The sequence below is a fragment of the Enterococcus pallens ATCC BAA-351 genome (genome assembly GCF_000407485.1).
In the GTDB taxonomy this organism is placed as follows: domain Bacteria; phylum Bacillota; class Bacilli; order Lactobacillales; family Enterococcaceae; genus Enterococcus_A; species Enterococcus_A pallens.
In genome coordinates this window covers 145,497-164,093 of the sequence record NZ_ASWD01000006.1, presented here as the reverse complement: position 1 = coordinate 164,093, position 18,597 = coordinate 145,497, and the positions used below count along the sequence as shown (strand labels likewise).

23 protein-coding genes and 1 pseudogene are annotated in these 18,597 nt (G+C 41.3%); 23 read left to right on the top strand and 1 reads right to left on the bottom strand.

The window, feature by feature from the left end; translation table 11 throughout:
* Window positions 1–4: 4 nt before the first annotated feature.
* The 5 genes from terS (at window position 5) to I588_RS22370 (ending at window position 4,182) form a co-directional block, all read left to right on the top strand.
* On the top strand, window positions 5–844 hold the full coding sequence (gene terS / locus I588_RS22390) for a phage terminase small subunit (RefSeq protein ID WP_010756743.1): 840 nt from the start codon (window positions 5–7) through the stop codon (window positions 842–844).
* Window positions 845–849: 5 nt separating this feature from the next.
* Window positions 850–2,145: a PBSX family phage terminase large subunit gene (locus tag I588_RS22385; protein WP_010756744.1), complete on the top strand. Its 1,296-nt coding sequence runs from the start codon at window positions 850–852 to the stop codon at window positions 2,143–2,145.
* Between the two features lie 10 nt (window positions 2,146–2,155).
* Window positions 2,156–3,577 carry a phage portal protein gene (locus I588_RS22380; protein ID WP_010756745.1) on the top strand — a complete coding sequence of 474 codons (1,422 nt, stop codon included), beginning with the start codon at window positions 2,156–2,158 and terminating at the stop codon, window positions 3,575–3,577.
* Between the two features lie 120 nt (window positions 3,578–3,697).
* Window positions 3,698–4,000, top strand: coding sequence for a ribosomal-processing cysteine protease Prp (locus I588_RS22375; RefSeq protein ID WP_010756747.1), 303 nt, complete (start codon window positions 3,698–3,700; stop codon window positions 3,998–4,000).
* Window positions 3,997–4,182, top strand: coding sequence for a hypothetical protein (locus I588_RS22370; RefSeq protein ID WP_010756748.1), 186 nt, complete (start codon window positions 3,997–3,999; stop codon window positions 4,180–4,182). The genes I588_RS22375 and I588_RS22370 overlap by 4 nt, the downstream gene beginning before the upstream one ends.
* A gap of 179 nt (window positions 4,183–4,361) precedes the next feature.
* On the opposite strand, the gene I588_RS22365 is transcribed toward I588_RS22370, so the two are convergent.
* Entirely contained in the window at window positions 4,362–4,979 is a 618-nt protein-coding gene (locus I588_RS22365) for a hypothetical protein (RefSeq protein WP_010756750.1), read from the bottom strand.
* 67 nt (window positions 4,980–5,046) lie between these two features.
* Between I588_RS22365 and I588_RS22360 the strand changes: the two are divergent.
* From I588_RS22360 to I588_RS22275, 18 genes and pseudogenes are all read left to right on the top strand, one after another.
* Window positions 5,047–6,279: pseudogene (locus I588_RS22360) on the top strand (minor capsid protein); the annotation flags it as partial.
* A gap of 562 nt (window positions 6,280–6,841) precedes the next feature.
* Window positions 6,842–7,114, top strand: coding sequence for a hypothetical protein (locus I588_RS22355; RefSeq protein ID WP_010756752.1), 273 nt, complete (start codon window positions 6,842–6,844; stop codon window positions 7,112–7,114).
* 70 nt (window positions 7,115–7,184) lie between these two features.
* Entirely contained in the window at window positions 7,185–7,424 is a 240-nt protein-coding gene (locus tag I588_RS22350; RefSeq protein ID WP_010756753.1) for a hypothetical protein, read from the top strand.
* Window positions 7,425–7,478: 54 nt separating this feature from the next.
* Entirely contained in the window at window positions 7,479–7,679 is a 201-nt protein-coding gene (locus I588_RS22345) for a hypothetical protein (RefSeq protein ID WP_010756754.1), read from the top strand.
* A 163-nt stretch (window positions 7,680–7,842) separates the two neighbouring features.
* The gene (locus tag I588_RS22340) at window positions 7,843–8,508 is read left to right on the top strand and encodes a DUF4355 domain-containing protein (protein ID WP_010756755.1); all 666 of its coding nucleotides are present in this window, start codon (window positions 7,843–7,845) and stop codon (window positions 8,506–8,508) included.
* A gap of 12 nt (window positions 8,509–8,520) precedes the next feature.
* On the top strand, window positions 8,521–8,922 hold the full coding sequence (locus I588_RS22335; RefSeq protein ID WP_010756756.1) for a hypothetical protein: 402 nt from the start codon (window positions 8,521–8,523) through the stop codon (window positions 8,920–8,922).
* A 12-nt stretch (window positions 8,923–8,934) separates the two neighbouring features.
* A complete protein-coding gene (locus I588_RS22330; RefSeq protein WP_010756757.1) occupies window positions 8,935–10,020 on the top strand; it encodes a major capsid protein in 1,086 nt (361 codons plus the stop codon).
* Window positions 10,021–10,032: 12 nt separating this feature from the next.
* On the top strand, window positions 10,033–10,392 hold the full coding sequence (locus tag I588_RS22325; RefSeq protein WP_010756758.1) for a hypothetical protein: 360 nt from the start codon (window positions 10,033–10,035) through the stop codon (window positions 10,390–10,392).
* 10 nt (window positions 10,393–10,402) lie between these two features.
* The gene (locus I588_RS22320) at window positions 10,403–10,738 is read left to right on the top strand and encodes a phage head-tail connector protein (RefSeq protein WP_010756759.1); all 336 of its coding nucleotides are present in this window, start codon (window positions 10,403–10,405) and stop codon (window positions 10,736–10,738) included.
* A 12-nt stretch (window positions 10,739–10,750) separates the two neighbouring features.
* Complete coding sequence (locus I588_RS22315) at window positions 10,751–10,972, top strand: hypothetical protein (protein WP_010756760.1); 222 nt, start codon at window positions 10,751–10,753, stop codon at window positions 10,970–10,972.
* A gap of 15 nt (window positions 10,973–10,987) precedes the next feature.
* A complete protein-coding gene (locus I588_RS22310; RefSeq protein ID WP_010756761.1) occupies window positions 10,988–11,326 on the top strand; it encodes a hypothetical protein in 339 nt (112 codons plus the stop codon).
* A 2-nt stretch (window positions 11,327–11,328) separates the two neighbouring features.
* Window positions 11,329–11,874, top strand: coding sequence for a hypothetical protein (locus I588_RS22305; RefSeq protein WP_010756762.1), 546 nt, complete (start codon window positions 11,329–11,331; stop codon window positions 11,872–11,874).
* Complete coding sequence (locus I588_RS22300; protein ID WP_034693088.1) at window positions 11,864–12,232, top strand: hypothetical protein; 369 nt, start codon at window positions 11,864–11,866, stop codon at window positions 12,230–12,232. Before I588_RS22305 ends, I588_RS22300 begins: the two co-directional genes overlap by 11 nt.
* An 18-nt stretch (window positions 12,233–12,250) precedes the next feature.
* Window positions 12,251–12,706 (top strand): phage tail tube protein, encoded by a 456-nt coding sequence (locus I588_RS22295; protein WP_010756764.1) that lies wholly within the window; start codon window positions 12,251–12,253, stop codon window positions 12,704–12,706.
* Between the two features lie 75 nt (window positions 12,707–12,781).
* On the top strand, window positions 12,782–13,198 hold the full coding sequence (locus I588_RS22290; protein ID WP_010756765.1) for a DUF6096 family protein: 417 nt from the start codon (window positions 12,782–12,784) through the stop codon (window positions 13,196–13,198).
* A gap of 35 nt (window positions 13,199–13,233) precedes the next feature.
* The gene (locus tag I588_RS22285; RefSeq protein WP_010756766.1) at window positions 13,234–13,602 is read left to right on the top strand and encodes a hypothetical protein; all 369 of its coding nucleotides are present in this window, start codon (window positions 13,234–13,236) and stop codon (window positions 13,600–13,602) included.
* A 3-nt stretch (window positions 13,603–13,605) separates the two neighbouring features.
* Window positions 13,606–18,219: a hypothetical protein gene (locus I588_RS22280; protein WP_010756767.1), complete on the top strand. Its 4,614-nt coding sequence runs from the start codon at window positions 13,606–13,608 to the stop codon at window positions 18,217–18,219.
* A gap of 12 nt (window positions 18,220–18,231) precedes the next feature.
* On the top strand, window positions 18,232–18,591 hold the full coding sequence (locus I588_RS22275) for a DUF6711 family protein (RefSeq protein ID WP_010756768.1): 360 nt from the start codon (window positions 18,232–18,234) through the stop codon (window positions 18,589–18,591).
* Window positions 18,592–18,597: the final 6 nt, after the last annotated feature.

Below are 18,597 nucleotides of genomic sequence, written 5' to 3'. Positions count from 1 at the left end.
GTGGATGGCTAGAAAAAGAGACCCTAAACGTGATAAAGCATTTGAGATGTTTAAAAATTCCGATGGAACAATTACTAATCGTGAAATTGCAAAAAAATTATCTGTTCCAGAAAAGACTATTTCCGCTTGGAAGTCACGCGACAAATGGAACGCAGTACTACACCCAGAGATTCGTAGTACTGCAAGTGCCAACTGTAGTACTACGAACAAAGGTGGTGCTCCGAAAGGAAGTAAAAATGCTAAAGGTAACAAAGGAGGAAAAGCTCCTCCAGGAAATAAGAACGCCTTGAAAACTGGTGAGTACGAATCAATATTCGCTGATACATTAACTAAAGAAGAGAGGGAAATCTACTCAAGTTTGAGTGATGACCCTCTTTTTGTTTTGTCTGAAGAAATCCGTCTGCTTAAGATTCGTCAGCACAGGATGATGAACCGGATCAAGGCAGCCGAGGATGGACTTGATCAAAAAGAGATTGAACAACTTCATGAATTACGCGGACGAAAGCAATTCGTTGACTCGGAAAAAGGTGGAAGAAAGGTTTCTGTCGAGGTTCCTACAATGGTGATCACTGAGAAGCGAGAGAAGATTTTTCGCAAGATTGAAGACATCCTTGCTATCGAGGAAGCGTTGACCAGGATCAGTGCCCAGCTCACTAGAGCCGTTAAGCAGCTGAACGACCTCAATTTAACAGAGAAGCGAATGGCCTTAATGGATCGACAGATCACTAGAAACGAAGCTCAGACGGATTACACGAAAGCTCAGACAACTCGGGCACTCATTAATAAAGACAGCGATGAGAGTGATGGCGGCACAGTCATTAATATCATCGACGATATTAGGTGATTGCCATGCCAGCTAAGATGATTACACAAAAGAACGTTAATCTGACCGATGTTTTAGCTCCTTCTTTTTACCCGTTTCATAAAGCTGTGCGGGAAGGATTAAACTCCTCGTATTGGTTGAAAGGTGGGCGGGGCTCTACCAAGTCCTCAGCAATCTCAGTTGAGATTATCTTAGGTATGGAGAAAGACCCGAATGCTAATGCTGTAGTCCTCCGGAAAGTTGCTGAAACGCTACGAGAATCAGTTTATGAGCAGATGCTGTGGGCCATCGATATTCTTGGATTGACTGACGAATATCATGCATCAGTCAAACCGTTACGCATTACTAAAATCAAGACTGGACAGCGGATTATCTTCAAAGGTGCCGAGAAACCTAAAAAGGTGAAGGCGTCTAAATTCCGCCGTGGTTATGCCAAGTTTATCTGGTATGAAGAGGTTGATGAATTTAATTCGATGGCCGAGCTTCGAACGATCACGCAATTCCTTGGTCGTGGTGGTTCAGGTATCACGTTGTTCTATTCTTACAACCCACCAGAAAGTAACACTAACTGGGTAAATATCGAAGTCGAGCAGCAAAAGCTTCGTGATGAGGTTTTCGTCCACCACAGTGATTACCTAACGGTACCGCAGGAGTGGCTAGGGGAATTGTTCATCCAAGAAGCGGAACATCTTAAAAAGGTTAACAAGGACAAATACGATCACGAGTATATGGGCTTAATCACTGGTACTGGCGCAGAAGTCTTCAAGAATATTACTGTGCGTGTTATTACCGATGAAGAGATCGCTTCTTTCGACAAGATTCACCGAGGGATGGACCATGGTTATGCCGGCGACCCAATGCATTTTACAAAAAATTACTTCGATTCTACTCGAAGAAAACTTTATATCTTTGCTGAAGTTCATAAAACAGCTTTGTCTAACTTGCGTATTGTCGAAGAGATTAGGAAAGTTGATCCAGAGAACGGAATCATTACTGCTGATAGCGCCGAGCCAAGAACCAATAATGAATTGAGAGATTTGGGATTAAGGATAACTGGCGCTAAGAAAGGTCCTGGCAGTATCGAGCATGGGATGAAGTTCCTTCAAGATTTGGAAGAAATCATAATCGATCCCTACCGTTGCCCTAATACGAAGCGTGAGTTCACTACTTATGAACTTGAGCGAGATAATAACGGCAATCTGAAAGGAAATTACCCAGATCACAACAATCACTCCATTGATGCATCACGCTACTCGCTAGAAGACGTGTTCACCAATAGAGTCGCTAAAGTTAAAAAGAAACCAAAATATTTAAGAAGATAGAGGTGAGAAAGTGGCTATTGCAATTGACCGTGAGCTTGCTGGTGATATTAATAATCCCAGCTTTGACGTCATCAACTATTGTATTGAAGAGCATGAGAAAGAGATTCCGCGGCTTCAGATGTTGTTTGATTACTATGAAGGGAACCCGCACAAAATCAATGAAACACCAAGAGACCTACCGCATGACCGCGACGAAGTGTTTGTAAACAACGCTAAGTACGTGACGGACATGATGGTAGGTTTTACTGTTGGTGCTCCTGTTTCTTATACGGCTGCTAAGGACAAAGACATTGCGCCGGTGCTGGAAGCTTTGGATGCGATGCGTATTAAGAAGCATGATAAGGAATTGGAAAAAGGTTTGTCATCGATGGGCGTTGGGTACGAATTACATTACCTATCCATCATCCCTGGAACAAAAAATGAGACCATCCCAAAAGCAGCGTGGATCGATCCCAGGGGAATGATTCTGGTTGTCGATGATACTATTGATAGAAATAAATTATTTGCAGTTCGACCAATTGAAAAGCAAGATTTAACACGAACAAAATTTTGGGAAGTCCAAGTTTATACCTCTAAAGGGGTATTTACTTACAAGTCAAAATCGAAAAAACTGGACGACTCTAACATGTTGGCCAAGCCGAAATTCAAGGAACATTTTTATCAAGAAGTTCCTGTCGTCGAGTTTCGCAATAACGAAGAGAAACAAGGCGACTACGAGCAGCAGCTGTCGCAGATTGATAAGTACAATGTATTGCAGACGGACCGGATTAAGGATAAAGAGAACTTCATCAAAGCTATTTTTGTTCTTTACGGTTTCTCATTACCAGAAGACGGAGAGAAAAGTGTAAACGGGAATATCGTTGTTGAGGCACCTTCACAAGATCTGGGAGCTAAAGCAGAATACGTGAGCAATACTTTTCAGGAAGCCGAGGTTCAAACTTTAGCCGATTCGTTACTGAACGACTTTCACAAAACAACTTATGTACCGAATCTTAACGATGAGCAGTTTGCCGGGAATATCAGCGGTGAAGCAATGAAGTATAAACTATTCGGATTGCTACTGATTCTCTCGATTAAGATTGGCTACTTGGAGGACGGAATTATTGAGCGGCTGCGGCTCCTGCAAAACATCTTGAATGTGAAGGGCCACAACGTTGATGTTGAAGGCACGACGATTAAGTTTAAACCCAACCTGCCTATTGATCGTAGCAATATCATTCAGCAAATCCGTGACTCTCAAGAGTTTATACCGCTGCTAATTTCACTCGGTTGGTTGGATGACATTGATGATCCGGAGAGCGTTCTTGATATGCTAGAAGAGCAGAAAGAAAAGAATCTGACTATGCAGGCAAAAGCGCTAGGCATCCAATCAGATGACAGTCATTCGGATTTAGATGAACCTCCGGAAGGAGACGAAGATGACGATGGATAAAAAGATGATTACAGTAATCTTAATTTGGTTGGCTTATAAACTATTTGGATTTGAATCAGCGATAATCTATTTCCTGTTAAGCACTTTTTTATTAACAGACTTTGATTGAGGAGGATGGCAATGATTCAAGCGACATTCAACAAAGAAAACGGCCGATTCGTTGATTATGAGATTACCGGCCATGCCTACTTTGCGGATTTAGGTAACGACATCGTGTGTGCAGCAACATCATCTCTTTTTGTAACTATCACTAATCAGTTGCTGCTAAAAGCTGATGTGAATGTTGAGGCTGAAAAAGCTTATAAAGTTGTTCTGAATAGTCAGGGTATTATCGAAGACATTCTAGTTAACACTTTACTTACAGGACTGAGAGATATCGAATCAGCACATCCGGAAAATATTAAGGTGAAGGTGATCGGATGAAGGTGCAAATTGAAGGAACGCCAGAAGAAATAGCAGAATTGCTCCAAGCTATTAGAAGTAGCGAGGAGCGATCAAAGTGTATAGAAGTAAGTCTTTCAAATAATAGTATTTCTGAATTGATAAAGGTAGTACATGATCCTAAAAGAGTTAATTATCAATCGATACAACCTTTAAATCTATGAGTGTTTGTATGAGAGTTTTCCTCAATCAAAAAAAGGAGGTAACTGAATGAAGAGAATAAAGTTGACCAGACTTGTTGACATGATTCTGAGCGATAGTGATATTTATCTGACCATAATAATTATTTTATTGCTTCTTTTATTACCTATACTTCTTTCATTACTTTTGAAAAATACACTGATCATTCTTGTGACGACTCTGATTCTTGCTCTGACGAATGTGATTGAAGGACTTTAATTTCTTCTTTATCTAGTTTAATTACGACCGATTTCCATTTGGAAAATCTATTAGTTTTACTAAAAAAATTAGGTATAGGGAAAAACTTTGCAAATTTAATGTTTATACGAATTTTATCAGAAATCGGATAAACGATGGTTTCTTTATTTACACATGAATTTGAGGGTATTACCCCATAGTTTGAATACATTGTATTGAGGTGAGCGACTTCGTCTTTATAGGTAATTCCTAGGAGTTCTTCTTTTGCTATATCTGGACGTAATGAGTAGGTGAGAAAGCAAGGCAACAACTCATTCGAATATCCATCTCTAAATACTAGGTCAAAGAATCCCATTGAGTATTTAGAAGTATTAAGGAAACGAAGTGCTATGCCAACACCAAGGCTTTGGTTTGGGAAAGCAGGAACGGCATCGAAACTTTCTACTCTTTTTATTATATCTTTTTTTGAAATGTTAACTGTGATTCTTTTCCAATCCCGTATCCAATTACTTACTGATATAAGTAGCGCTAGTATAGATAACGTTAAGGTTAGTATCTCTTTTGGTTCCATATCCTTAAACATGTGTTGACTCCTTTTTTTGAGTCTATTCTATCAGATAATAACCTAAAAAGTTAGGAGGAGTTTGAATTTGAAAGAGAAACAGCCCGAGGAGAACTCCTACTGGATCAACCGAGGTATCAAACAAGAAAAAAAGATCAATGATGCTGCTCAGCAAGTCGAGCAGAAAGTTATTCAAGCTTACCGCCAGGCACAGGCTTACTTAACTCGGAAAGCTAGGAAACTATTTGATCGAACGAAACAACGCACAGGAATGGACGCTGAGGAAACTAAGCGAGTCCTAAATGAGTTTGTCCCCGTCGATGAACTAGTAGAACTGCGAAAGTTGGCAGCCGATATTACAGATCCTGATTTACAAGAATCAGCCAAGAAGCGACTCACTGCCTTAGCATTTAAAGATAGAATAACCCGTGCCGAAGACTTAAAAGCCAAGTCTTTTTTAGTTTCTAAACAAATAGCTAACGTGCAGCTGGATAAATCGACCGAGTTTTATATTGATGTCATTCATGACTCATACAGAGAAGCGACTGTAGAAGCGGTTGTGCAGCAGATTGAGCAAGCAAAATCTGATTCAATCATCAACGTTTGGGATGGTCAGAAGTACGACTCTAAAATTGAGAACTTTAAGCAGGCAAAAGAACGTGGTGTTCCGATAGAAGTATGGAACGATAAAAATTACCGCGACACTAATTACGAGTTCAAAGAGCTTTCGACTAAGTACACTAAGAATATCTTAGATTCTCATTGGCACGGGTCAAACTATTCTAAGCGGATCTGGAAAGATACTGAGACTTTAGCAAAACGTCTTGAAGAACTATTTACTGTCGAGTCTATGACGGGCATGTCCGAATTTGAGATGGCCAAGACAATCGCTAAGGAATTTGACCGCTCCATCGGCGTTGCACAGCGTTTAATTCGCACCGAGGCCAATTACATGGCTAACCAAGCAAAGCTCAAAGCGTGGCGTGACAGGGGCGTAGAGAAGTACATTCTTGTTGCTGTCTTGGATTTGCGAACTTCAAAGATATGCCAGACTAAAGATGGCAAGATATATCTTGTTGCCGATGCAGTCGTAAATGGCGCTGAGGGCACGTATCCGCCGTTTCATCCATGGTGCCGCACAATTGCCGTTGCATTCCTTGGCAAGCGCTCCTTGCGTGGGAAACGCACAGCAAACGACCCGATTAGCGGAAAAACAATGACTATCCAGCAGCGTGAAACCTACAATGACTGGATGAACAAACTTAAGGAGAAATACTCCGATGACGAGATAGAGAAACAAAAAAAGAGAATACTCAATCTAAAAAAAGATACTCAGCTATTAAAAAGATATCGAAAAGATTACGGAGCTGACGCAACGCCTAACTCTGTGGAAGCTTTTCAAGATTTGAAGTATAATAGACCTAACGAATGGGCTATAGTCCGTAAGAATTTAAGGAAGCAGTCTGGGGCATTAACTGATGCGAACGATCCTTTTGAAATAAAAAGGAATTTACACGCGGAACAGTATTATTCTCAGGTAAAGAAAAGGGATAAGGAAATAGAAATAGCTACCATTGCTAAGAATACTAATTTTAGTAAAAAGGCTATTAGAAATGTTTATGAGCATATGTTTGAAAATGAGTATGAATTGTATGCTGGCCGAAAATCATTCGATCCTGATTTTGATATGAGCCTCAGTTGGCAAAGGCTTAGAGAAGGCAAAAGCATCAAACCGCATGATTTGCTTATGCTTGAGCATGAAATGTATGAAAGTATGTTAATGCAGAATGAAAAATTGGATTATACAGAAGCTCATAAGAGAACTACTGAAATTTATGATTATAAAGCGGCTATTGATAAATATACTATGGAGTTGATGAAAGATGAACGGAATATTTAAACTGAAGGCGAATGAAGGCTCTGTTTATGAGTATTATTTTGCTACTCTTGATTATTCTAATCAGGCTCCAGATAACAATTGGGGAATATTGAAAATTGATTTCTCCAACGAAAAAAAACCAAAAACAATACTAAAAGATTTCCAATCAAAAGAGTGTACTGATGAATTTGGAATAATACACTTTGGTTTCGGTAAATTAGTATCGAAAATTATTGAAGAAGGACCAGTAGCGGATTTCGGTTTTGCAGTCGGTTAACATGATTTATGAGAAAGAAGGAGACCAGCTGCTCAAGAATGGCTAAAGGAGTACAGAGGAGGGGAAAAGAATGGATCTTAAAAAATATGCATTGATGGTATTAAAAGGAAATGATGTAAAAGATGTAGATTATTTTGGGTTTCAATATCTAAGGACCACTCCGAATCGTGTAGCTCTGGTTGTATGGGACGATTTAAAAAAAGAAAAGGCTAGTATACCGATCGTTTCAAAAGAAAAAAGAACACAGGAAAAGCCTTGGGAGAATATTCACCCCAATTATACTTGGGTTCCAATATTAGATATAAAGTAAACGTCTGACTATAAATTGGTTAGGCGTTTTTTGTTGTGGAGGAGGAGATTTCATGTGTATGTATTCAAGGTGACGTTGAAGCAAGTGTGGGGAAGGTGGCATGATTTTACTTTTGTCACTGCGGCAACTACAGAAGAAGCAATCATCAAGGCGTTGAAAGAAATAAGTGTGCCGGATCAACTCAATGACAAAGTGACCATTACTGTCGCTGTTGAAGGACAGGCTTTCAAGAATAAAAAGAAAAGATCGAAATAGCCCATCCGCTACTTGGGGCTCTACAAATTAAGTGAGCAACAAATCGTATGTGGGTTTAAAATGAATAGCAGATTTTGCGGCACTGTGTCTGGGTTAAAGCGTGGATGGGGTGCTTTTTGTTATGCCAATTTTATACGTGCATGGGAGAAGGAGATAATAAACCATGAAAGAATTTATTGCAAAGAAATGTGAACAAAAATTGTTAGAACTTAACCTGCAGATGTTTGCTGGAGAAGGTGGTGGTGATGGTGGATCAGGTGAACCAGGTGGTGCCGGAAATCTTGGAGGTACTCCACCAGTGTGTGCTGAACCTATCTCTTTTGCCAGTCAGTCGGAATTAGACTCCTTTGTGGATAAACGCCTAGCAAAGTCGTTAGAGACAGCACAGGCCAAATGGAAAGCCGAGCAAGAGGAAGCACTCGAAGCCGCTAAAAGCGAAGCTGCTCGCTTGGCTCAAATGACAGCTGAAGAACGCGCGCAGATGGAAGAAAAGAAACGGCAAGAAGCAGAAGCAGAACGCTTAGCTGATATCACCCGTCGCGAACTCCGACTAGAAGCTTTTGAGGAATTGACTGAGCGTAACCTTCCCAAAGAGTTAATCGACGCGGTTGTTCTTACTGATGCTGATGCATGCAAGAAGTCAGTTGACAGTATTGAAAAAGCATTTCGAGCTGCTGTCGAGGAAGGCGTAAAAGATCGTTTAGCCAATTCAGCACAACCACCAGTGTTTGGTGGTGGGTCTGGTGGCGCTCCAGAAGCAGGTTCTATTGGTTCTCGTTTAGGGAAACAAAGCCAACAAAAGCAAGAAAGTAAATTCTTTAAAAATTAGGAGGAACAGACTATGGCCAAAATGGGCACAGTAGTAACAAAAGGTAAAAATACCAAACAGATTTTAGCTAATGCAACTTTATATCAAGCGTTCGGTGCACAAATCAAAGCAGACGGTGTGACAGCTGATTCTAATGGGCGGAAGATCATTCCTGCAGGTACGCCTGTCGGAGGAACTGCAAGCTTCTTAGAAGATGAAATGGCAGAACTAGTGGTGACCAATGCAGATGGCGATGCGGCGAACACTCAAGGGGTTTTACTTTATGAAATTGATGTGACTGCAGGAACTCAGAACGGAACAGTTTTAGTTTTTGGTTTCGTTAACGAGAACCGATTGGATTCTGCCTTAACAGTCAATGCTGCAGCTAAAACTGCTTTAGAAAACAAAGTCACTTTTGTTAAACGAAACGCGTAGGAGGATAATCAAATGAAAATGAAATTACCAATGAATCTTCAGCTTTTTGCTGAGCAATCAATTTATTCTATGGTTACAGCACCAGAAGTAGCTGCGTACTGGACAGAAAAGCAACAAACGTTGCCTCCATTTCTTGGAGAAGAACTTTTCCCAGCCGATAAGCAATTAGGAACCGAAATCAAATGGTTAAAAGGTGAAACGGGTGCTCCTAAGATGTTGAAACCTTCAGCATTCGGTGCTCGTGCAATTGCACGCGGACGTAAAGAGTTCGACCAAGTTCTGACCACCCTTGGTTTCTTCAAAGAGTCGAAATATATCGACGAAAACTTACGTCAACAATTAAACATGGTCATGGCTTCAGGTAACCAGTTGATGATTGACACAATCTTGAAAAAGATTTTTGACGATATTACTGACTTAGTTTATGGAGCTGCTGTAACTCGTGAAGTAGCCCGTATGCAATTGCTAATGACTGGTAAAGCTGAACTGTCTGGTAACGGTCAAAAGTATGAGTTGGATTATGAGTTCAATCCAGACCACATGGGCAACGCCAAGGTTTCTTGGTCCGATGCTGATACCTCAGATCCTTTCTATGACATTCAAAAAGGTATCGAGAAAATTCAATTGGACACTGGCGAAACACCAACACGGGCTGTTACTAACCTTACAACCTTGAATAAAATTGTAGCCAACCGCAAGTTGAACAAGACTATCTCTATTTTCGGCGGTGGCGACATTATTCTAGGTCGTCAAAAGGTAGTTGAATACTTCCGCAATGAGTTGGGGATCGACATTGTTCTTTATGATAAGATGTACGAAAACGAAGCGGGTGTAGCAACCAAATTTATTTCTGATGATAAGTTTGCTTTGTTACCAGGTACTGCTTTAGGGACTACTGCTTTCGCTACGACTCCGGAAGAATCCGACTTGATGACCAGTGGGAAATCAAATGTATCTATCGTTGACACTGGCGTGGCGATCACTACAATGACTGAAGAAGACCCTGTCACAGTCGAAACGAAAGTCTCTATGCTTTCGTTGCCGACATTCGAGAATATGGAAAAAGTATTTATTCTTGATGCAGTAGCTCAACCGTAGGAGGACGTTCGAATGTACAAAGTATTATCTGAATTTATCGAGGGTAATCATCATTACAAGAAAAATGATGATTACCCTTTTTCCGATGAAGTTGAAGTCGATCAAGAACGGGCTGAGTATTTAGCTGATGCTAAAGCTAATGGCAGAGTAGCATTTATTGAGAAGGTAGCCGCCGCAGCTGCTGAGCAATCAGAAGAGCCGGTGATTGCTGAACCGGATGAAGAACCCACAGGTGACTTGAGGGATATTGATTCGTTCAAAGTTGAGGAGTTAAGGGAATTTCTCGACAAAGAGGAGGTCTCCTATGATCCGAAAGCCAAAAAACCTGAGTTGCTGGCTTTAGCAAAAGAAAAGATCGGTCTACCTGAATAGGAGTGATCAAATGAATGAAGCTAACCAAAAATGCTTGGATCAGCTCAAAGAGGAACTCGCTAGAAAGTTTTCTATCACAGATGAAATTAAACTAACTGTCTTGGCTGATGATTTGAAAGATGCTCTGATGGACGCTCTCGATTACTGCAATCGAGAGGTCGTCACTGGGCATATGTCTTCAGCAATTAAGGACCTTTACCATTTTCGAATGAACACAGAAGGCAATGAAGGCGAAATCTCTCGTACTGAAGGCGGCGTTTCTCAGTCCTTTGAGGTTGGAGTTCCTAAAAAGATCCAGGCAAAGCTTAACCGTTACCGCGTAGCAAAAATAAAGAAATTAAGTTAAGGAAGTGATCAAATGGCTTATAAAGTAATCCGTACATTTGCCGATGCAGAAGATGACGGGCGTGTCTATAAAAAAGGGCAAGAGTATCCACACAAAGATTTGAAACCGAAGCCTACTGCAGATCGTATCAAGCAGTTAGCAAGTGCTGATAACAACTCTGGCGCTGCATGCATTGAGAAGATTCAAACTAAATCAGAAGCCCTAGAAGAACTGGCCGCCGATTCTAAAAAATAGAAAGGCGGTCTTTTTATGCGATTAAGGGAGCAAGATTTACAAACCTGCTATCTCAGAAAGCGAATCAATACAACTGATGAGGAAGGTAACTCTATCACTACTTACTCTGAAGAATCTATTGAGCTTAGGATGAACATCCAGTCAGCTGGGGGGAAAGTCGCTGCAGAAATATACGGCGAGCGGCTGCCATACATGAAAGCTTGTAAGTACCAGGGTGATCAGCTCATCGAAGGTGAAAACGAAGGCGACGGGATTTGCGTTAACGTTTCTAAAGATGCAGATCCTGACTACAAGATACTTGCTATCCAGTCTTTTTCTCAGCACCTTAATATTACTTTAGAAAGGCTGGGGTAACTATGGGAGTTGAGATAAAAGGCTGGGATAGTCTTAAGAGAAAGATCAAGGTAACACCGCAAATTATGTCCAATGCCGTTTGGGATGCCACATTCGATATTGTCGAAGAGGTTGATGCAAGAGGAGTCAGCAAAATCCAGTCGTCAACCAAACATAGCTCTGGTGAATTAGCAGGGTCTACAAAACATGAAGTCGTTGTGGATGGTTCTGGTAATATTGTTGGCCGAGTATGGTCTGATAAAGCCCAAGCAATTTTTAGAGAGTTCGGAACCGGGCCTGTCGGCGAAGCATCGAAAAAAGATTTGCCGCCAGGAGTCAATCCAGTTTACTCGCAAGAAAAATGGTTTATCCCGGTTAATCTGGTTGCTGTCGATCTTCAAGCTGTTTATGGAATTCCTAAGATCAAGATTCAAGAGCAAGAGTTCTATATGACGAGCGGTCAACCTGCGCGTCCGTGGCTTTATCCTTCAGTGAAAGAGATCATAGAAGATATACCGGGAATTTATCGGGACCATGTACGAAAGGGGCTGAGGGAGCTTGGCAACTAGGTACAACATTAAACCGGAGATAGTAACTGTGTTGAAGGAAATAGAGGGCTTAAAAAAAATACGCTCAACCATTCCTGCTGAATGGAAAGAGTTTCCTTGTGCAATTTACTCAACGAAAGCTAAAGCGGCTAATCAAGATTTGTCGATGGAAGAAACCTTTACTAAATGGACTGTTAGCATTGATGTTTATGATAATCGTAACCCTGTTACTAACTTAGCTGAGGAAGTAATAAAGCGAATGAACAAATTAGGATTTAAAAACGAAGAGGCTGGTGATAACAATGTCACTGGTCTTTTTCGCGTGCAATTGAAATTTACCGGCACTGTCAATAATAAGACACTGTTGGTCACACATTAGAAATGAGGGATTATACAAATGAAGGATATTAAATTATTCTCTATGGATTTGCAGCTGTTTGCTGGTGAGCGTGGGTTGTTGTCGAAAGGAACCAAGTTAGGTTATAAATCTGGCGGTGGTGCTACTTATACCGATGTTAAGGGACTTCAAACTACACCCGAGCTCGGCGGAGATCCTGAGCAAGTCGAAGTCACTGACTTATCTGATAGTAAGAAGCGTTACATTTCGGGGTTACAAGATGTTGATACGTTAGAATTTACCGTACTGTATGATTCTGCCGTTTTCGGTGCGTTAGAGGCGTTGCAATCAAATGATACGACCGCCGATTGGGAGTTGGCTTTTCCTGACGGCTCCAAGTTTACCTTCAAAGGTCAACTAACAATTAAAATGGGCGGTGCGGAAGTCAATGGAGCTCTGGCCTTCACACTTTCGATCGTCGTTTCTGATGGCCCGGATTTTGTACCATCTGCTTAAAGATCAATCTGAAAGGCTGAGGAGACTCGGTCTTTCTTTTTTTTAATTATGCATTAGAAATAGGAGGAATTATAAATGGCAAAAAGCAATGTTACACAATTACCTACTACAACAGAATTTCAATTTGGAGATTTAACTTTACAGTTGCGGATGGATGGGAAATCTATCCTAACTATTGAAAAACGATTAGATGAAAGCATTATGGGTTTATTCATTAAGAAACAAGGGGAATTCAAACTACCACCGACTAACTCCTTATTGATTATTCTGCAAGGTGCAAATAAAAAGAGCGGTGTCACTGACAAGATGTTGATTTCTGCTTTCGAAAAATATTTAGAGTCGGGCAAGACAACTATGGACTTATTCGAGCAGATTCAAGAGTTTCTGGCTGAAACTGGTTTTTTCGGCAGTACGGAGAAAGAAGTAGAGAAGGAAGACAGCGAGATTTATCTGGATCAGGAGACAACGGCGGAAGAGGACAATCTTCTGTAAAAAAATACGAAACAATGAGCGAGCTGCTGCGTGATATGTATCCTCTTGCAGTAGAAAGCGGCATACCTGCAACAGAGTATTGGGCAATGACCTTTGAGGAGATCATGGTGCAGGTACAAGCGAATAAGAAGGTCCGTGAGCGAGATATGCGAGACAAAGCAATAATGGACTACAAGCTCGCTCAACTAAATGCATACTCTTTCAACGATCCTAAAAAGATGCCGAAGCTTGATGAATTTTATGGATTAGAAAATGATCAAGTTAATGAATCATTGGATGGTAGTGAGAAACCACAATCGGAGTTATCAGCAGAGGAACGCAAGTGGCTTAAACAGAAAGCTGACATGATGCAAGTTGCTGCTGCTATTAAAAGAACTAATGCTAGGAAGCGGGAGGGAGGATAGGCGATGGAATTAGAAACTCTTGAAATAATTTTCGATGCGAATATTGAACGGATCGAGGAGAAGATGGCTCCATTTCTTTCTAAGATGGAAAACACGATGAACAAATTGTCCTCAATAACTGGTAAGGGAACTGGCGCGGTTGAAAAAGATCTATCCTCCACTGCTGGCATGGAAAAGTTCAATAAGAACGTCGAGAAAATGACTGCGATCATGGAGAAGAATCTTTCACGCATGGAGCGGTCTGCGGAAGATTCAGGTAAGAAAACTGGAGTTGCCCTTGTGAAAGGTATGAATAAGGGGACTGTGAAAATGTCGCAAGACGTTCAGACAGCAGTTGATAAAGTTAATCTGAAAATGCAGCAAGCTCGTGCAGCTCAGAAAAAGATTTCTAACCTATCTGGTGACCGAAGAGGAGCTGCAATAAGCGGTGATGGGAAAGCAGTTAGTAAATATGATGAGAAAATAGCTAATGCGCAAATTCAGATGAATCGAGCACAAAGTGATGCGCAGGCTATTGTGCGAAAACTGAAAGCTGAATATGATGCTATTCCTCAATCGATTAAACGCGGAGAGACTCAAATGCAACAGAATGAGGCTCAAATTGAACGTATGCGACAGAAGGTCAAATCATTAAACGACTTAATGAAGCAGCAACAGATTGAAAAAGGAAGCTTCGGCAAAAGTGGTTGGCAGACTAAGGGCTATGAAGATACTAAGTCTTCAGCCAAGACGTCAGGAGAGATCGCCAAGCTGGAAGTCAAGATGCAAAAGCTCATTGATGAAAACGATCGACTCATGCAACAACTAGGAACAATGGATGATAGAGCAGGGATGCTGAAAGGCGCCTTATCCGGATTGAACACAGAGCTTGGCGAAACAGGAACTAAGTCGGCTATGGCCACAAATGGGATGCGGAATCTTGCAGGCTTGAGCAAGAACACTCAGGGGATATTCTCCCGGCTAAAAGGAGTCTTCACTAGCGCGGGAAACTCATTCAAGAATGGTGTAGGTCGAATGGGGTCGATATTCAGTAGGCAATCGAATCAAGTTTCTAGCGGGGCGAATCGTATGTCGAGTTCAATAGGCGGATTTGGTCGTACGATGAAAATGCTTTGGTCCCAGTTATTCATCTTTTCATTCTTGTATCAGGGAATCATGAAACTTGCTGGCGGTCTTTGGTCAGCAATGAAGACAAATGACCAGTTTGCTAGTTCTTTAAATCAGATCAAGGTTAACTTACTTACAGCCTTCTATCCGATTTACACTGCTGTAATGCCAGCTATCAACACACTAATGGCCGGTATTGCAAAGGTTACTGGCTACATTGCAAGCTTTATCGCTACTATGTTTGGCACTACGTATGCTGCGGCCAAACAAGGCGCTGAAGGTCTTCAAGCCAATATGGATGCATTAAAAGATACTGGCAAGGCTTCTGATAAAACGAAGGAGAAAGTCAAAAAGCTTCAACAAGTCTTAATGGGATTTGATGAAATTAACACTCTTAAGTTCGATACGGATGATGACAGTGATGATTCATTAGAAGAGCCATCAACTCCTGGAGGTCTCGATTGGTCAGGTGCTGAGCCGCAAACGCCTGCTTGGCTAGAAAACTTTGCTAACAAGTTCAAAGAAATCATGTCAAAACTATTCGACCCGATTAAGGCGGCTTGGGATGCTCAAGGCCAGAAAGTCATTGATGCATGGAAGTATGCTTTACGTGAGGTTATCGGATTAATTCAAGCTATTGGCCGTTCCTTCATGGAAGTTTGGACTAATGGTACAGGACAGAGGTTTGTTGAGAACCTGCTGATACTACTTGCTGATGTTCTCAGTATCATAGGTGATATTGCTGGAGCCTTTAGGAGAGCCTGGGAAGACGGCGGTCGCGGAACAGCTCTCATTCAATCCATATTCGATATGTTCAATGCTGTCTTGGAATTGTTGCACGAGATCGCGGTAGCTTTCCGGAATGCTTGGAATGATGATGGGCTAGGTCAGCGGATTGCTGCTCACCTGCTAGAAATCTTTACGAACATCAATAACACTGTTGCTAATTTGGCTAATAGATTTACGGAAGCTTGGACACAAGGGGCTGTTGGAGAGTCTATCTTCAAAACGATTCTGCGAATCATTGAAGGTGTTCTTGGCAATATTAACAATATCACTAGAGCCACGGCAGAGTGGGCTAAAACACTCGATTTTACTCCGCTATTGCAATCGATCGATAATTTACTAAAATCTATTGAACCCCTCACTAAAAATATCGGCGCAGGACTTGAATGGTTTTACAAGAATGTACTATTACCGCTAGCTTCTTACACGATACAGGAACTGATTCCTGCATTCTTAAAATTATTAGCCGGCGCTATTGATTTACTAAATGGTGTGATTGAGGGTTTGAAACCAGCTTTCAAATGGTTATGGGATAATTTTCTACAACCAATCGCGAAATGGACCGGCGGGGTTATCGTATCAGTCCTAGAAAAAATAGGAAAAGTTCTTTCTGCCTTGGGTAAATGGATATCAGAGCACAGCGAAGGGTTTTCCAATTTTGTATTACTTATAGGAACCTTTGCTGGAGTGCTTAAAGGTATTAGTATTTTGTCTGGTGTAGTTAGCGTTCTCGGCTCTGTTTTTAAACTCTTGTCTGGAATAACAAGTATCGGGAAATTACTTGGGACAGTTGCTACAGCTATTGGTTCTTTGGTTAGTTTTCTTGGGGGACCATTGACAGTTGCGATCGCTGCAGTTATAGCAATTGGTGTTCTACTTTATAAGAATTGGGACACTATTAAAGAAAAGGCAAGCGAGTTAGTGTCATGGATAGGAGAAAAATGGGAACAACTTAAAACTTTTACATCGGAGACTTGGGAGAATATCAAGACAGCGGTATCCGAGAAGTGGAATGAAATGAAAGAAGCTGTTGTCGAAACAGTTACAAACTTGTGGAACGGAATCACTGAAACGTTCTCTAACATTGCAAACTCAGTAAGCGAAAAGGCCGGACAAGCAAAAGACTGGGTTGGTGAGAAATGGGACGGTATGAAAACAACCGTCTCTGAAACTGCTTCTTCTATTGCTCAGACTACAAGTGAAAAGTTCAGTGAGATTGCCAATACTGTTAGTGAAAAAGCAGGTAATGTCAAAGATTGGGCTTCTGAAAAATTTACATCGATGAAGGACACTTTTGTAGAAGTAAACAAGAAAATGTATGAAGTCACTAAAGAGAAGTTCGAACAAATCGCAAGCACTGCTAGGGATAAGGCAGGTAATGCGAAAGACTGGGCGTCTGGAAAATGGACTGAGTTGAAAAACAATACGTCTACAAAGTTTGAAGAGATTAAATCTGCTGCTTCCACCAAGATGTCTAGTACAGCTGAAGCTGTAAGAAACGGGGCCAACAATGCTCGATCTAGGGCTGTCGAAGCATTCACTTCTCTGAAAGATGGTGTTTCGAATAGATTACAATCTGTTAAGGATGTTGCATCAGATGTATTCGGCAAAATTGGAAATTGGGCTTCAGAATTACCAGGGAAAATCGCTTCAGGACTCCGAAATGGGATTGATGCAATAGGCAATACGATTAAAAGTATTGCCAATACAATTGCACGTCCAATCGCCCACGCAGTAAATAATGTAATAGGGGCAATTAATTGGGTTTTGGGAGCTGTAAATTCAGGTTGGAGTATAAATAAATGGGAAGTGCCTAATTATGCAAAAGGCACGAATTACCATCCGGGAGGTTTGGCTTTAGTAAATGATGGTTCCGGATCTCGTTGGCAAGAGATGTTTAGGCTACCAACTGGCGAGCTAGGTATGTTCCCTAGGAGGAAAAATATGCTTGTTGATCTGCCGCGGGGGACTCAAGTTTTACCTGGAAACGCGGTTCCAGAATATGCTGGCGGGATATTTAGCACATTTAAAAAGTTCTTCAGTGGAGGATTTGATAAAGAAGACTTAGGAGGAATATGGGGAGTTATCTCTAAGCCATCTACATTAGTCAATGAAGCAATGTCGAAATTTGTTAATTTATCAGTAATGGATAATCCAATGTATTCAATCGCTAATGGATTTTTAAAATCAGCTAAAAGTGCTGTGACTAATATGGTCGTTGAGATGATCAATCGATTCACAGGTTTCGAAAACGGAGGCTTGATCACGAAACATGGATTTTTTGAGGGTGCCGAAGGTGATAAACCTGAAATGATCCTACCTCTGACTAACCCTGCACGAGCGTTAGAGTTAATCAATGATTCGTTTGATTTTATGGGTATGGATGGTATTCCAGAGCTAACTATGCCTGAAGTGTTCCGATCAGCCGAACCAACAACTTCTTCAAGCATTGGCGGAAGCAGTAGAAGCGGATCGCTGACAAGCTTTAGAGGAAATGACCTACCAGAGTTAGGTAATCAAATGGCTGCCACAATCGGTAACAAAGTCACTGAAGCAATTATGCAGTTAGTCGGCGTGTTAGGTGTTACTAATACCGGTAACAATACTGAAGACACTTCACTGGAAGTTATTCTTCAAGTCGATAGCACACGACTTGGTGAAGTGGCTGTAAAAGGGATCAACAAGTATCATAAGAAAACTGGAAGAATCGAGTTAATTTATTAGAGGAGTGAGTGAATGAGTTATTTACAATTAAACGGAGTGACTGTCACCGCTCCGAAGTCCTTTCAGTGGGATTTGATGGACGTCGATGGAGAATCAACTCGTACAGCAAGCGGAGAAATGGCGCGAGATAAAATCACAGAGAAAAGAAAGCTGGAACTTGAGTGGGGACCACTAAGCAATGGGCAGATATCTTCAATCCTTGATCCAATCTCTCAAACATTTTTCCAGTGTACTTACCCGGATGCACGATCGGGGATCATGGAAACGAGAACTTTCTATGCTGGGGATAGGACAGCTCCTGCATTTTCTTGGCATCGTGATTTTGCAAAGCAAGAATGGAATGGCCTAAAGGTCAATTTCATTGAAAAGTAGGTGAAC

What these genes read in the sequence shown, in the direction of transcription:
- terS (WP_010756743.1), top strand. Translation starts at nt 5, where the DNA reads ATGGCTAGAAAAAGAGACCCTAAACGTGATAAAGCATTTGAGATGTTT.
- I588_RS22385 (WP_010756744.1), top strand. Translation starts at nt 850, where the DNA reads ATGCCAGCTAAGATGATTACACAAAAGAACGTTAATCTGACCGATGTT.
- I588_RS22375 (WP_010756747.1), top strand. Translation starts at nt 3,698, where the DNA reads ATGATTCAAGCGACATTCAACAAAGAAAACGGCCGATTCGTTGATTAT.
- I588_RS22370 (WP_010756748.1), top strand. Translation starts at nt 3,997, where the DNA reads ATGAAGGTGCAAATTGAAGGAACGCCAGAAGAAATAGCAGAATTGCTC.
- I588_RS22365 (WP_010756750.1), bottom strand. Translation starts at nt 4,979, where the DNA reads ATGTTTAAGGATATGGAACCAAAAGAGATACTAACCTTAACGTTATCT.
- I588_RS22355 (WP_010756752.1), top strand. Translation starts at nt 6,842, where the DNA reads ATGAACGGAATATTTAAACTGAAGGCGAATGAAGGCTCTGTTTATGAG.
- I588_RS22350 (WP_010756753.1), top strand. Translation starts at nt 7,185, where the DNA reads ATGGATCTTAAAAAATATGCATTGATGGTATTAAAAGGAAATGATGTA.
- I588_RS22340 (WP_010756755.1), top strand. Translation starts at nt 7,843, where the DNA reads ATGAAAGAATTTATTGCAAAGAAATGTGAACAAAAATTGTTAGAACTT.
- I588_RS22335 (WP_010756756.1), top strand. Translation starts at nt 8,521, where the DNA reads ATGGCCAAAATGGGCACAGTAGTAACAAAAGGTAAAAATACCAAACAG.
- I588_RS22330 (WP_010756757.1), top strand. Translation starts at nt 8,935, where the DNA reads ATGAAAATGAAATTACCAATGAATCTTCAGCTTTTTGCTGAGCAATCA.
- I588_RS22325 (WP_010756758.1), top strand. Translation starts at nt 10,033, where the DNA reads ATGTACAAAGTATTATCTGAATTTATCGAGGGTAATCATCATTACAAG.
- I588_RS22320 (WP_010756759.1), top strand. Translation starts at nt 10,403, where the DNA reads ATGAATGAAGCTAACCAAAAATGCTTGGATCAGCTCAAAGAGGAACTC.
- I588_RS22315 (WP_010756760.1), top strand. Translation starts at nt 10,751, where the DNA reads ATGGCTTATAAAGTAATCCGTACATTTGCCGATGCAGAAGATGACGGG.
- I588_RS22310 (WP_010756761.1), top strand. Translation starts at nt 10,988, where the DNA reads ATGCGATTAAGGGAGCAAGATTTACAAACCTGCTATCTCAGAAAGCGA.
- I588_RS22305 (WP_010756762.1), top strand. Translation starts at nt 11,329, where the DNA reads ATGGGAGTTGAGATAAAAGGCTGGGATAGTCTTAAGAGAAAGATCAAG.
- I588_RS22295 (WP_010756764.1), top strand. Translation starts at nt 12,251, where the DNA reads ATGAAGGATATTAAATTATTCTCTATGGATTTGCAGCTGTTTGCTGGT.
- I588_RS22290 (WP_010756765.1), top strand. Translation starts at nt 12,782, where the DNA reads ATGGCAAAAAGCAATGTTACACAATTACCTACTACAACAGAATTTCAA.
- I588_RS22285 (WP_010756766.1), top strand. Translation starts at nt 13,234, where the DNA reads ATGTATCCTCTTGCAGTAGAAAGCGGCATACCTGCAACAGAGTATTGG.
- I588_RS22280 (WP_010756767.1), top strand. Translation starts at nt 13,606, where the DNA reads ATGGAATTAGAAACTCTTGAAATAATTTTCGATGCGAATATTGAACGG.
- I588_RS22275 (WP_010756768.1), top strand. Translation starts at nt 18,232, where the DNA reads ATGAGTTATTTACAATTAAACGGAGTGACTGTCACCGCTCCGAAGTCC.